Source organism: Bacillus thuringiensis (genome assembly GCF_001455345.1).
Taxonomy (GTDB): domain Bacteria; phylum Bacillota; class Bacilli; order Bacillales; family Bacillaceae_G; genus Bacillus_A; species Bacillus_A thuringiensis_N.
Window position 1 is genome coordinate 1357091 of record NZ_CP013274.1, and the last position, 13985, is coordinate 1371075.

Genomic DNA, 13985 nt, shown 5'->3' on the forward strand with positions numbered 1-13985 from the left:
CGCATAAGCGAGATACCTTTTTCTTTTTAAAAAAGGGAGAACAATAAACCGATAAGCGCTACTCGGAATAAAATTGCAATGAGTGCTGCAATTCCGCCGACAATCGCAGCGATACCACCAGTTACAGTAGCTCCGCGATTATAAGCGTAGATCCCTAGTAATACAGAAACAAGACCAAATAATGTTGGGAAGGTAAATAGTGATAAGATAGATAAGGCAAGAGCGATAAAGCCAGCCGTTGACCCAGCAGCGGACGATCTTACATCATCCTTATTATCTTTCTCATCGTAATCATAATCAATGTGCTGTGGTGCAACCTCAGCTGCATATTCTTCTTTATAGTCACTATCTATTCTATCTCTTTTTTTATACTCATCAAATTTCTCAGTCAAAGTCATGACTCCTTTCATAACAAGGTTCAATAGTAGTATGTATCTCTTTTTCTTTTTTATCCCGCTTTAATGGGCAGTAAGACCCCCACCTCAAAATTCAGCGAAAGCAAAGAAGTTAGGTGGGGGATGGGCTACCCATAAAAGTCCGATTGGTGAGGGCTAATAATCAGTGGGGGATGAAGAAAACCCCCACTGATTAAAGTTTCACTTTATCCGAGTATGTACAGGGAGTAATATCCATCTAGTAGGAGAAAATTGTTTTTTTGAAATAGGAAAAGTTAGTATGACTTCCTCTATTTTGGAAAGTATAAAAAGGAATAATGAGGAAAGGGTGCAATACATAATGGAACATCCAATTGAAAATTTAATGAAAACAGCAATGACAAATTTAAAAGAGATGGTAGATGTAAATACGATTGTTGGAAGTCCAGTTTCAACAGCTGATGGAAATGTAGTATTAACAGTATCTCAAGTGGCTTTTGGTTTTGGTGCTGGTGGAAGTGACTTTAAAGGTGATTTTATTTCCGAAAAACATAATAACGGACAAGGGCAGCATAAAGAGAACAAGCAAAGTCATCCGTTTGGAGGCGGAAGCGGGGCTGGGGTTTCTATTAGCCCAGTTGCTTTTTTAGTAGTTGGTTCTAACGGTGTGCAAGTATTGCACCTCAATAGTAGTACGCATTTAATTGAGAAGGCTTTAAATACTGTACCAAGCACTGTAGATAAATTTGTAAATAACCGTCAAAAGTGAACTTGCATTTTTTAGGAATTATGATATATTAGAAAAAGTGCGCTTTATGATGATCGGAATAATTGAACTGTAAATATATATGATGTGTGGAATAAGGGAGAGGAACTTATGATTAATATCAAAAACTTAGTAGTTGGCTTATGTATGTTAGTAAGCGGCTTTGTTGTATATGTAATAAAAGAAAAAGCTCCATTCTAAAACAGACAAACCGTTACTGTCTGTTTTTAATTTATAAAAAGTGTTGACAAGTTATTGTATTGATGTTAAAATTTTAATTCGTGTCTCGGTTACAGCTAGTGTAAAGTAAATAAATCTTATAAATATAATACGAAAAGTTTGCGAAAGATCGGGTAGTTTTACCAACAACTTTTGTGAACAAACCCTATAAATTATAATTATAGGCTTTATAGGTATACTAGTGAATCAAGGAGCGGTCAGTGGAACCGTAATGATGAGAGAGAGGTAGGGCTTTCATCCAGTATATGTTACTTTCCCGTTAGGTGAATATAAAAAAGAGGACTTCTTTTCAAAAGGAGTCCTCTTTCTATTTTTATAATAAATTTAAGTGCGGCTCTCAACTTGCTGACAAATTTCATCCGTTGTTAAACCATGAGCCGTAATTACCGAACCTTTAATTGATGCATCTGCAATCCCCATCATATTGGAATCTTGCCCAGTTACAACACAACAATCGCACCCTTGTGCATCTTGTTCTGAATTAAGGGTAACAACTTCATGTCCCTGTTGCTGGAGAGCTTGCTGAACATCTGTTAACGAGTTTTCAACACCGATTCTAGCCATAATTCTCACCTCCTACCATCTAGTTGCTAGTATGCTCAAGTACATCGCATATATTTATGAAAAGACGGTAGGAAGCATATATTTATCTGTTATTTACGGGTAGTCTGATTAAAGTTTCACTTTATTTAGTCGTTATATACACCAGTAAGCATTTGGCTTACGAATTGATCGTTTAAAGTATCTTGGGCGGAAGAAGTATTTGAATGGATGTCGATTGAAGCAATAAAATTGTTATGTTCTTTATTATTTGGTTCTACCTCTACATAATTATCGAATTTACAAAAACCTTTCGTATCCATTAGATCAAATAGTTGAAGCATTTCTACTACCTCTTGTCTCGTTCCTTTAATTTGTACACACGCCATATTGATTTCCTCCTTCATTTTGACAAATTGTTTTTTAAAAATAGGATTATGATTCCGAAATGAAAAATATGAATGTTATTTTTAGACAGCGTTATTTTTATTATTTTCCTCCTTTTTCAGCAAAAGTCGTTGTATATTCCCGAATTTATAAAAACGGACGTCCGTTTATTGAATACAATAGATTCGTATCAATTGACGAAAATCCTTCTTTTAAACAAATATTTTTTTTAGTGGAAATTGGCGAAAAAAATTTTTTGACTTTTTGTAAACGTTAACAATGTTGTTAAATCAATATAATTAAAGATGTACGTACGAATAAAAATTATAAATTTTCTAAAAATTCACTTGATTTATTTAGAAAGGAGAGTAAACTAGGAAACAATAAAAAATTCATAGAACATAGGAGGCGCTTTCCAGTGAACGAGCAATGGATTTTCTTAAATGGAGAATTTGTTCCAAAAGACGAGGCAAAAGTATCAGTATATGATCATGGTTATTTATATGGAGATGGAGTATTTGAAGGAATTAGAGTCTATAGCGGTAATGTTTTCCGTTTGAGAGAGCATCTTGTCCGGTTATATGAATCAGCAAAATCCATCATGTTAGAAATTCCATATTCTTTAGATGAAGTAACGAATATTGTTGTTGAGACGATTCGACAAAATAAATTATCTAATGGATACATTCGCCTAGTTGTATCGAGAGGAGCAGGAAATCTTGGGTTAGATCCCGATTCTTGTAAGAAACCGAATGTAGTAGTAATTGCAGAGCAACTATCTTTATTCCCGCAAGAATATTATGAAAAAGGGATTCCAGTTGTAACAGTTGCAACGCGCCGAAACCGTCCAGATGTATTGTCGCCTCAAGTGAAATCTTTAAATTACTTAAACAATATTTTAGTTCGCATCGAAGCGAAATTGGCTGGAGTACAAGAAGCGCTTATGTTAAATGATCAAGGATACGTAGCTGAAGGCTCAGGAGATAATGTATTTATTGTAAAAGGAAATAAATTAATTACACCACCAAGTTCTGCTGGAGCGTTAGAAGGTATTACACGAAACGCTATTTTAGAAATTGGTGAAAAACTTGGATATGACGTTAGAGAAGAGTTATTTACAAGACATGACGTATATGTAGCTGATGAAGTATTTTTAACAGGAACAGCAGCTGAAGTAATTGCTGTTACGACAGTAGATGGTAGAACGATTGGTTTAGGGCAAACGGGTCCACATACGAATCGTTTATTAGAAGAATTCCGAAAGTTAGTTATAGAAGATGGAGAGAAAATTTACGAAGAAAATAAAGTTGGATAACAACTCTTTATAACATAAGAAAGCGTTGATAGGGAGGAGTAGTTGATTGTGAAGCCTCACAGAGAGTCGGTGGTTGCTGGAAACCGATGGTTCACGTCGACGAACATCGCCCTTGAGTGCTAAGCTGAAGCGTTTGTCTAGGCTTAGACGGTAGCTCCGTTATTAGCTAGACTCATTTATGGGTCACTGAGGCAAGAGTATTCTTGCGAAGAAGGGTGGTACCGCGAAATCTTTCGTCCCTTCAGCACATAGCTGGAGTGTGGACGTAGGATTTTTTTTATTGATAAAAGTTTTTAAAAGGGGGCTTATAAGAACAATGTCTTCAAAAACGGAAGAGAAACTGGCAACTGGTGCACAGCTATTGTTAGAAGCGCTAGAAAAGGAAGGAGTAGAGGTGATTTTCGGTTATCCTGGTGGTGCTGTTTTACCTCTTTATGATGCACTCTATGACTGTGAAATTCCGCATATTCTAACAAGGCATGAACAAGGTGCTATTCACGCTGCTGAAGGGTATGCCAGAATTACTGGCCATCCAGGGGTTGTAATTGCAACGAGTGGACCAGGTGCTACAAATGTGATTACTGGTCTAGCAGATGCGATGATTGATTCATTACCACTTGTAGTATTTACAGGGCAAGTAGCAACAACATTAATTGGAAGTGATGCTTTTCAAGAAGCGGATATTATGGGGCTTACGATGCCGGTGACAAAACATAACTACCAAGTGCGAAAGGCTTCAGATTTACCTCGAATTATTAAAGAAGCATTTCATATTGCTAGAACAGGAAGACCAGGCCCGGTCGTTATTGACCTTCCGAAAGATATGGTAGTGGAACGAGGAGAACGATGTAGTGATGTACAAATGGATTTACCAGGATACAACCCTAATTATGAACCGAATCTACTCCAAATAAACAAATTATTACAAGCAATTAGGGCTGCAAACAAGCCGTTAATTTTAGCTGGAGCAGGTGTATTGCATGCGAAAGCATCGAAAGAATTAACAAGTTTTGCTCGTAAATATGACATTCCTGTTGTCCATACATTACTTGGTCTTGGTGGCTTTCCGCCAGATGATGAACTTTTTCTAGGGATGGGAGGAATGCATGGTTCTTACACAGCTAATATGGCGTTATACGAATGCGACTTACTCATTAATGTAGGTGCGAGGTTCGATGATCGTCTTACGGGAAATTTAGCTTATTTTGCTAAAGAGGCGACTGTTGCGCATATCGATATTGATCCGGCAGAAATTGGGAAAAATGTACCGACTGAAATTCCAATTGTTGCAAGTGCTAAGCGAGCGCTGGAAGTATTACTTCAATCAGAAGGGAAGAAAGAAAATCATCATGAATGGCTCTCTTTATTAAAGAGTAGAAAAGAAAAGTATCCACTATCTTATAAACGAAATTCGGAAAGTATTAAGCCACAATATACAATTGATATGTTATATGAAATTACGAAAGGAGAGGCCGTTGTAACAACAGATGTTGGGCAACATCAAATGTGGGCAGCACAATATTATCCGCTCAAAACTCCAGATAAATGGGTAACTTCAGGAGGACTAGGAACGATGGGATTCGGATTTCCAGCCGCGATTGGTGCGCAAATTGCAAAGCCTGATGAACTAGTTATTGCAATTGTCGGTGACGCTGGATTTCAAATGACTCTGCAAGAATTAAGTGTCTTAAAAGAACATTCTTTACCCGTTAAAGTATTTATTTTAAATAATGAAGCGCTAGGAATGGTAAGACAGTGGCAAGATGAATTTTATAATCAAAGATATTCGCACTCTTTACTACCGTGCCAACCAGATTTCGTCGCTCTTGCGAATGCGTATGGCATAAAAGGAATTCGCATAGACGATCCACTTCTTGCAAAGAAGCAAATACAGCATGCGATTGAATTACAAGAGCCAGTCGTAATTGATTGCCGTGTACTTCAATCAGAAAAGGTAATGCCGATGGTTGCGCCAGGGAAAGGTGTTCACCAAATGGAGGGAGTGGAAAAAAGGTGAAGAGAATTGTTACAGCAACAGTTCGAAATCAAAGTGGTGTGTTAAACCGAATTACAGGTGTTATGACACGAAGACATTTTAATATTGAAAGTATTTCAGTAGGTCATACGGAATCATCGGACATATCGCGGATGACGATTGTTGTACATGTTGAAAATGAACAGCAAGTGGAGCAGTTAATTAAACAACTTCATAAGCAAATTGATGTTCTGAAAGTGTCAGATATTACAGAAGAAGCGATGATCGCAAGAGAACTTGCACTTATTAAAGTAGCAACTTCAGTAGCAAGAGCAGAATTATATAGTTTAATTGAACCGTTTCGAGCCGCTGTAATAGATGTTGGGAAGGATTCCATAGTGGTGCAAGTAACAGGTACGCAGGAAAAAGTAGAAGCGTTAATTGAATTACTTCGTCCATACGGTTTGAAAGAAATTGCAAGAACAGGTGTAACGGCCTTTACGCGTAGCATGAAAAAGCAAGATAAGCAAGTTATGTTAATTCAATAATCATTTAAATATAGGGGGAAATGAAAATGGCGAAAGTTTATTATGAGAAAGATGTAACGGTAAATGTATTAAAAGAAAAGAAAGTAGCAATCATCGGATACGGTTCGCAAGGTCATGCGCATGCACAAAATTTACGTGATAATGGATTTGATGTTGTAGTAGGTTTAAGAAAAGGGAAGTCTTGGGATAAAGCGAAAGAAGATGGATTTTCTGTATATACAGTAGCGGAAGCAGCGGGAAAAGCTGATGTAGTAATGATTTTGCTACCGGATGAACTGCAACCAGAAGTATATGAAGCGGAAATTGCGCCAAATTTAAAGGCAGGAAATTCTCTCGTTTTTGCACACGGATTTAATGTTCACTTTGATCAAGTGAAACCACCAGCGAATGTAGATGTATTTCTAGTAGCACCAAAAGGTCCAGGACATCTTGTGCGCCGTACATTTGCTGAAGGTGGAGCTGTTCCTGCATTATTTGCAGTATACCAAGATGCAACAGGAGTTGCGACTGAAAAGGCACTTTCTTATGCCGATGGAATTGGAGCGACGAGAGCTGGTGTACTAGAAACGACATTTAAAGAAGAAACAGAAACAGATTTATTTGGAGAGCAAGCTGTACTTTGCGGCGGAGTAACTGCGCTAGTAAAAGCTGGATTTGAAACGCTAGTTGATGCAGGATACCAGCCTGAACTTGCATATTTTGAATGTTTACATGAACTAAAACTAATCGTTGACCTTATGTATGAAGGTGGACTTGAAAATATGAGATATTCAGTTTCAGATACAGCACAGTGGGGCGACTTCGTATCAGGACCACGCGTTGTAACGGAAGATACGAAGAAAGCGATGGGTGCAGTACTAGCCGAAATTCAAGATGGTACATTTGCGAGAGGTTGGATTGCAGAGCATAAAGCAGGAAAACCAAATTTCCATGCTACAAATGAGAAAGAGAATGAACATGAAATCGAAGTAGTTGGACGTAAATTACGTGAAATGATGCCTTTCGTACAGCCGCGAGTAAAGGCAGGGGTCAAATAATATGAAGCAGATTTTGTTCATGGATACGACGCTACGTGATGGCGAACAATCACCAGGAGTGAATTTAAATGAACAAGAGAAATTGCAAATTGCAAGGCAATTAGAGAGACTAGGGATTCATGTCATGGAAGCTGGCTTTGCAGCAGCTTCCGAAGGGGATTTTCAATCGGTAAAACGCATCGCGAATACAATTCAAAATGCTACAGTTATGAGTTTAGCTAGAGCGAAAGAAAGTGATATTCGAAGAGCATATGAAGCTGTGAAAGGTGCGGTATCTCCTCGTTTACACGTATTTTTAGCTACGAGTGATATTCATATGAAATATAAACTTTGTATGTCAAAAGAAGATGTGTTAGACAGCATTTATCGCTCGGTTACGCTTGGAAAGTCGTTATTTCCGACAGTACAATTTTCTGCAGAAGATGCGACAAGAACATCAAGAGATTTTTTGGCTGAGGCAGTAGAAGTTGCGATTCGTGCAGGAGCGAATGTAATTAATATCCCGGATACAGTTGGATATACGAATCCAGAAGAATATTATTCTCTTTTTAAGCACTTACAAGAATCTGTTCCTTCATATGAAAAAGCAATTTTCTCTTGTCATTGTCACGATGATCTTGGGATGGCTGTAGCAAATTCGCTAGCTGCAGTTGAAGGTGGAGCATTGCAAGTAGAAGGAACAATTAATGGAATTGGAGAAAGGGCAGGGAATGCGGCGTTAGAAGAAGTTGCGGTTGCTCTTCATATTAGAAAAGATTTTTATAAAGCAGAGCCTTCTATGACGCTAAAAGAAATTAAAGCGACAAGTACATTAGTAAGCAGATTAACAGGTATGGTTGTGCCGAAAAATAAAGCGATCGTTGGAGCGAATGCATTCGCTCATGAATCAGGAATTCATCAAGATGGTGTTTTAAAAGAAGTGACAACATATGAAATTATTGAACCAGCGCTAATAGGCGAATCTCAAAATCTATTTGTACTTGGGAAACATTCTGGACGTCACGCGTTTACGGAAAAAATGAAAGAGCTTGGCTATGAATTTACAAACGAAGAGCGTGATGCGGTATTTGAAACATTTAAAAAATTGGCTGATCGTAAAAAGGAAATTACTGAAGAAGATCTACGCGCGCTTATGCTTGGTGAAGCAGCATTTGCAGCACAACAATATAACATTATGCAATTACAAGTACATTTCGTATCAAATAGTACACAATGCGCGACAGTTGTACTAAAAGATGAGGAAGGAAATGTATATGAAGATGCAGCCACTGGTTCTGGTAGTATTGAAGCGATATACAATGCGATTCAAAGAATTTTAGGATTAGAATGTGAATTGGCAGATTATCGCATACAATCTATTACACAAGGTCAAGATGCACTTGCTCATGTTCATGTTGAATTAAAAGAAGGAACGCATCAAGTATCAGGTTTTGGTGTTGCGCAAGACGTATTAGAAGCGTCAGCAAGAGCATATGTCCATGCAGCAGGGAAATTAAAATCTCTTATAGCGCTTGTGAAATAAATGTTTGATAGGTGAGAGAAGCTTTCCTCACCTATCAAATCAAAGTTCCGAAAATTCTGTTAAAAGGAGTGTTAAAAATGGAAAAACGTATCGTTTGTTTAGCTGGTGATGGTGTTGGCCCGGAAATTATGGAGAGTGCAAAGGAAGTATTGCATATGGTAGAGAGGCTATATGGGCATCATTTTCATTTGCAAGATGAGTACTTTGGTGGGAGTGCTATCGATTTAAATGGGCAACCATTACCACAACGAACACTTGCCGCCTGTTTAGCGAGTGATGCGGTTTTACTAGGAGCAGTTGGTGGACCAAGGTGGGATGGTGTGAAAGAAAGGCCAGAGAAAGGATTATTAGCTTTAAGAAAAGGACTTGGAGTATTTGCAAATGTTCGCCCTGTCACGGTAGAAAGCGCAACGGCACATTTATCGCCATTAAAAAAGGCTGATGAAATTGATTTCGTTGTCGTTCGTGAATTAACAGGTGGGATTTATTTTTCTTATCCGAAAGAACGAACGGACGAAGTAGCAACAGATACACTTACGTATCATCGTCATGAAATTGAACGTATCGTTTCTTATGCTTTTCAATTAGCGAGTAAGCGGAAGAAAAAAGTAACATCTATTGATAAGGCAAATGTTTTAGAGTCTAGTAAACTATGGAGAACTGTAACAGAAGAGGTAGCACTTCGATATCCAGGTGTTGAATTAGAACATATTTTAGTGGATGCCGCAGCTATGGAATTAATTCGGAATCCCGGACGGTTTGATGTAATTGTAACGGAAAATTTATTTGGGGATATTTTGAGTGACGAGGCTTCCGTATTAGCTGGATCATTAGGAATGCTGCCATCAGCTAGTCACGCGGAAAAGGGCCCTTCGCTATACGAGCCTATTCACGGATCAGCACCGGATATTGCTGGGAAAAATAAGGCGAATCCAATTGCAATGATGCGCTCTGTTGCAATGATGCTTGGGCAATCGTTCGGATTAACGAGAGAAGGGTGTGCAATTGAAGAAGCAATTTCAGCAGTCCTTAAATCAGGAAAATGTACAGCAGATATCGGAGGGACTGAAACGACAACTTCTTTTACGAAGGCAGTTATGCAAGAAATGGAAGAGCAAGCGCTAGTAGGGAGAGGAAGATAATGGGAAAAAGGTTGCTAGATAAGCTTTGGGAAAGACACATAGTTACGACAAATGAAAATGGATTAGATTTATTATATATCGATCTGCATCTTGTTCATGAAGTAACGTCACCGCAAGCCTTTGAAGGCTTGCGGCTTACAAATCGAACGGTCCGCAGACCAGATCTAACATTCGCAACGATGGATCATAATATTCCAACGAAAGATGTTTGGAATATTACCGATCGCATTGCGAAGCAGCAACTAGATACACTTCGGGAAAATTGTAAACAATTTCAGGTGCCATTGGCGGATATCGGAGATGAAGAGCAAGGGATTGTTCATGTTATCGGACCAGAATTAGGGCTCACGCAGCCAGGAAAAACAATTGTTTGTGGTGATAGTCATACAGCAACGCACGGTGCGTTTGGTGCGTTAGCATTTGGCATTGGTACGAGTGAAGTGGAACATGTATTGGCAACGCAAACGTTATGGCAACGCAAACCGAAAGCGATGGGCATTGAGTTAAAAGGGAATTTACAGAAAGGTGTTTACGCAAAAGATATTATTTTACACCTCCTTTCAAAGTACGGTGTAGCAGTTGGAACTGGATACGTAATGGAATTTTACGGAGAGACGATTCAAGTTATGGAGATGGAAGAGAGAATGACGCTTTGTAATATGGCAATTGAAGGGGGAGCAAAAGCGGGTATTATCGCGCCAGATGAAAAAACATTTGCTTACGTAAAAGGACGTAAATATGCACCGAAAGACTATGAAATATTTGAGAAGAAATGGTCCGAACTTTATACCGATGCAGATGCAATTTATGATTTGCATATTGTGGTAGATGTGACAGATTTAGCACCGTACGTTACGTGGGGAACAAACCCGAGTATGGGTGTTCGTATTGATGAAAAATTACCAGAAAAGCATGATGCAAATGAAGAAAGAGCATTTTCTTATATGGGGTTAAGCCCTGGACAAAGTACGTATGACATTCCAGTTCAGCATGTTTTTATTGGATCTTGTACAAATTCCAGGCTTTCTGATTTAGAAATTGCTGCATCTGTTGTGAAAGGGAGAAAGGTAAAAGAAGGTGTGCGAGCACTCGTTGTGCCTGGATCGAAAAGAGTAAGAGAAGCTGCGATGCAAAAAGGACTACATCACATCTTTGAAGAAGCTGGATTTGAATGGAGAGAACCTGGATGTTCCATGTGTCTTGGAATGAATCCAGATCAAGTACCTGAAGGAGAACATTGTGCTTCAACTTCAAATCGTAATTTCGAAGGAAGACAAGGGAAAGGAGCACGAACACATTTAGTTAGCCCAGCAATGGCGGCAGCAGCTGCGTTATATGGGCATTTTGTTGATACTAGAAAGGAGAGTTATGATGGAGCCATTTCGTATTCATAGAGGTACTGCCGCAGTACTGATGAATGATAACATTGATACTGATCAAATTATACCGAAGCAATACTTAAAGAGAATTGAAAGGACCGGATTTGGAAAGTATTTATTCGATGAATGGCGTTATGATAATAACCGCCATGAAAACCCTAATTTTCCGCTTAATGCACAAGATAGAAAAGGGGCAAGTATATTAATTACAGGTGATAATTTTGGTTGCGGCTCTTCAAGAGAACATGCTCCGTGGGCACTTGCTGATTATGGTTTCCGCGTAATTATCGCCGGAGGGTTTGCAGATATTTTTTATATGAATTGTATGAAAAATGGTATGTTACCAATTGTAATGGATAAAGAAATGCGAGAAAAACTTGCCAAAACGGATGCGAGAGAAGAAATAGAAGTAGATTTAGAGAATGAAGTCATTACAATGAGTGCACACAGATTCCATTTTACAATCGAGAAAATGTGGAAAGAGAAATTATTAAATGGTTTAGATGAAATTAGTATTACAATGCAACATGAACAAGAAATTGTAGAGTATGAAAGGAAAGTAGCTTTATATTAAGAAATAACGGAATGTTCAAAATGTATTTACATTCAGAATTAAGTATTATATACTATGTAAAAATCAGAGGAGAAAGGGAGTAAGTGTTATGAATATCGTGCAATCTATTAAAATGCTTACACAACTACATCATCATACATAAAGCCCTTGAACCTAGCGTGAAAACGTGTAGGCACAAGGGTTATTCCCGTTGTACCTACACTCTACTAAAGAGCCTTGTAGGTATTTTGTCTACGAGGCTCTTTTTATTTTCGGTTTAGGTGCACGAAATAGGCATACATTAGAAAGGGAAAGGTGTGAGCATTTAGATGACAAAATGGAAACGGGCAAACCCAAATGGAACGAGAGATTATTTATTCGAAGAATGTACGTTAATTGAAGAAGTAGAACAAAAATTAAGGCGTACTTTTTTAGAGCGAGGTTATGAGGAAATAAGGACACCTACAATTGAATTTTATGATGTTTTTGCTTTTCAAAATAGACCGATAGATGAAGAAAAGATGTATAAATTTTTTGATGAAAAGGGACGGATTATCGTCTTGCGTCCAGATATGACAATTCCTTTAGCGAGAGTGATTGGAACGCAGAGATGTGATACGCCACTTAAACTGACGTATAGCGGGAATGTATTTCGAGCGAATGAGTCTCTTACTGGAAAATATAATGAAATTGTGCAAAGTGGTATTGAAATTATCGGGATTGATAATGTAAGAGCGGAAATTGAATGTGTCATAAGCGTCATTCAATCACTTCAAAAGATGAAGGTGCAATCTTTTACAATAGAGATTGGGCAAGTGCAGTTATATAAATGTATTGTCAAAAAGCTCTCCATTCATGAGGAAGAGGAGAGAATACTTAGAACATATATTGAAAGTAAAAATTATGCTGCTCTATCAAATTTTATTAGAGAAAAGAAATTAGATCGATGTGATGAAACAGTAAGATTACTTGAGAAATTACCAAGGCTATTTGGGAATTTAGAAGTGATTGAGGAAGCAGAAAAACTCGCCTCAAGTAATGAAATGAAAATGGCCATTGCAAGAGTGAAAGAGATATATGAAGCAATTGAAAAACTAGGCTATGGATCTTACATATCAATTGATTTGGGCATGATTCAACATTTAGATTACTATACGGGAGTTATTTTCAAAGGGTATATATATGAAATAGGAGAAGAAATTGTTAGTGGCGGAAGATATGATGAGTTAATTGGAAATTTTGGAGAGATGCTGCCAGCTGTTGGACTCGCGGTGCAAGTCAATCAAATTGTGAAGGCGCTACAAGAGCAGCAAAAACCATATGAACGAAAGAGAATAGATATTCTGATTCATTATGAGTTAAATAGATTAGCAGAAGCGGAACGATTGCGAAATTTACTTCAAAAGGACGGGAAAAAAGTAGAGCTATCTTTATTCTCAAATATAAATGAATCCTTTCAATTTGCAAGAAAAAATCAAATAGTAACGGTCGTTGAGGCAAAGAATGAATCGTTAGTGGAATATGTATGGAACGAGAAATGGGTAATCCAGAAAGAAGGAGAAACTTCATGCGTAACATTCAAATTGCGTTAACGAAAGGAAGATTAGAAAAATATGTGATTCCGCTCTTTGAACAAATTGGAATTGATTGTTCAGAGCTCAAAAATAAAGGACGAAAGCTAGTCTTTCAAAGTAAAAATACAGATATTTCGTTTATTTTAGTGAAAGCAGTAGATGTTGCTACTTATGTAGAACATGGAGTAGCTGATATTGGAGTCGTTGGTAAAGATGTTTTAATGGAAAACGAGAAGGATATTTATGAAATGCTGGATTTGGGAGTGGGCGTGTGTAAGTTTTGTGTTGCTTCTATTCCTACTTATAACCCGAAGAGCTACCGGAAGAAACGTATTGCGACGAAATATCCACATATTACTTCTAACTATTTTCATGATAAAGGAGAGGATGTAGAAATTATAAAAATAGAAGGCTCTGTAGAAATCGCTCCTATTCTTGGATTGGCAGATGCCGTTGTTGATATTGTTGAAACCGGAAAAACATTACAAGAAAATGGACTCATTGTATTTGAAGAAATGTGTTCTATATCTGCTCGAATGATTGTAAATAAGGCTGCATTAAAAACTAAAAAAGACGAAATATTCAGTATTATAAATATGATGGAACAAGAAATTTTGTCAGGAAAATAGGAGG

The 13985-nt window shown here is 37.8% G+C and carries 16 protein-coding genes and 1 other annotated feature; of the genes, 13 read left to right on the top strand and 3 right to left on the bottom strand.

The annotated features are described in order from the left end of the window. Window positions 1–26: 26 nt before the first annotated feature. Complete coding sequence (locus ATN06_RS07255) at window positions 27–410, bottom strand: hypothetical protein (protein ID WP_060633101.1); 384 nt, start codon at window positions 408–410, stop codon at window positions 27–29. Window positions 411–675: 265 nt separating this feature from the next. Here ATN06_RS07255 and ytfJ point away from each other — a divergent pair, with 265 nt between their 5' ends. Together ytfJ and ATN06_RS07265 are read left to right on the top strand one after the other, a co-directional pair. Further along, window positions 676–1143, top strand: a complete 468-nt coding sequence (ytfJ, locus tag ATN06_RS07260; RefSeq protein ID WP_060630092.1) for a GerW family sporulation protein — start codon at window positions 676–678, stop codon at window positions 1141–1143. 108 nt (window positions 1144–1251) lie between these two features. Then, on the top strand, window positions 1252–1341 hold the full coding sequence (locus ATN06_RS07265; RefSeq protein WP_000608225.1) for a hypothetical protein: 90 nt from the start codon (window positions 1252–1254) through the stop codon (window positions 1339–1341). A gap of 363 nt (window positions 1342–1704) precedes the next feature. On the opposite strand, the gene ATN06_RS07275 is transcribed toward ATN06_RS07265, so the two are convergent. Then, window positions 1705–1944 carry a YkuS family protein gene (locus ATN06_RS07275; RefSeq protein WP_000101018.1) on the bottom strand — a complete coding sequence of 80 codons (240 nt, stop codon included), beginning with the start codon at window positions 1942–1944 and terminating at the stop codon, window positions 1705–1707. Window positions 1945–2069: 125 nt separating this feature from the next. Next, complete coding sequence (locus ATN06_RS07280; protein WP_000752504.1) at window positions 2070–2309, bottom strand: DUF3911 family protein; 240 nt, start codon at window positions 2307–2309, stop codon at window positions 2070–2072. 59 nt (window positions 2310–2368) lie between these two features. Between ATN06_RS07280 and ATN06_RS29680 the strand changes: the two genes are divergently transcribed. The 11 genes from ATN06_RS29680 to hisG all read left to right on the top strand — a co-directional run bounded on the left by ATN06_RS29680 (window position 2369) and on the right by hisG (window position 13981). Further along, a complete protein-coding gene (locus tag ATN06_RS29680) occupies window positions 2369–2584 on the top strand; it encodes a hypothetical protein (RefSeq protein WP_060630094.1) in 216 nt (71 codons plus the stop codon). 141 nt (window positions 2585–2725) lie between these two features. Continuing rightward, complete coding sequence (gene ilvE, locus ATN06_RS07290) at window positions 2726–3622, top strand: branched-chain-amino-acid transaminase (protein WP_001005497.1); 897 nt, start codon at window positions 2726–2728, stop codon at window positions 3620–3622. A gap of 16 nt (window positions 3623–3638) precedes the next feature. Then, window positions 3639–3866: a binding site (T-box leader), on the top strand. Window positions 3867–3938: 72 nt separating this feature from the next. Then, window positions 3939–5639 (top strand): acetolactate synthase large subunit, encoded by a 1701-nt coding sequence (gene ilvB, locus ATN06_RS07295; RefSeq protein WP_060630095.1) that lies wholly within the window; start codon window positions 3939–3941, stop codon window positions 5637–5639. Next, a complete protein-coding gene (gene ilvN / locus ATN06_RS07300; protein ID WP_000822948.1) occupies window positions 5636–6145 on the top strand; it encodes an acetolactate synthase small subunit in 510 nt (169 codons plus the stop codon). The genes ilvB and ilvN overlap by 4 nt, the downstream gene beginning before the upstream one ends. Window positions 6146–6171: 26 nt before the next feature. Further along, window positions 6172–7182 (top strand): ketol-acid reductoisomerase, encoded by a 1011-nt coding sequence (ilvC, locus tag ATN06_RS07305; protein WP_060630096.1) that lies wholly within the window; start codon window positions 6172–6174, stop codon window positions 7180–7182. 1 nt (window position 7183) lies between these two features. Next, window positions 7184–8704 (top strand): 2-isopropylmalate synthase, encoded by a 1521-nt coding sequence (leuA, locus tag ATN06_RS07310; RefSeq protein WP_060630097.1) that lies wholly within the window; start codon window positions 7184–7186, stop codon window positions 8702–8704. A 77-nt stretch (window positions 8705–8781) separates the two neighbouring features. Continuing rightward, on the top strand, window positions 8782–9846 hold the full coding sequence (gene leuB, locus ATN06_RS07315) for a 3-isopropylmalate dehydrogenase (protein WP_060630098.1): 1065 nt from the start codon (window positions 8782–8784) through the stop codon (window positions 9844–9846). After that, window positions 9846–11240 (top strand): 3-isopropylmalate dehydratase large subunit, encoded by a 1395-nt coding sequence (gene leuC, locus ATN06_RS07320; protein WP_060630099.1) that lies wholly within the window; start codon window positions 9846–9848, stop codon window positions 11238–11240. Before leuB ends, leuC begins: the two co-directional genes overlap by 1 nt. Continuing rightward, complete coding sequence (gene leuD, locus ATN06_RS07325; protein WP_060630100.1) at window positions 11218–11799, top strand: 3-isopropylmalate dehydratase small subunit; 582 nt, start codon at window positions 11218–11220, stop codon at window positions 11797–11799. The genes leuC and leuD overlap by 23 nt, the downstream gene beginning before the upstream one ends. 308 nt (window positions 11800–12107) lie before the next feature. Further along, a complete protein-coding gene (hisZ, locus tag ATN06_RS07330; protein WP_060630101.1) occupies window positions 12108–13370 on the top strand; it encodes an ATP phosphoribosyltransferase regulatory subunit in 1263 nt (420 codons plus the stop codon). Further along, on the top strand, window positions 13346–13981 hold the full coding sequence (gene hisG / locus ATN06_RS07335) for an ATP phosphoribosyltransferase (RefSeq protein WP_060630102.1): 636 nt from the start codon (window positions 13346–13348) through the stop codon (window positions 13979–13981). Before hisZ ends, hisG begins: the two co-directional genes overlap by 25 nt. Window positions 13982–13985 lie beyond the last annotated feature (4 nt).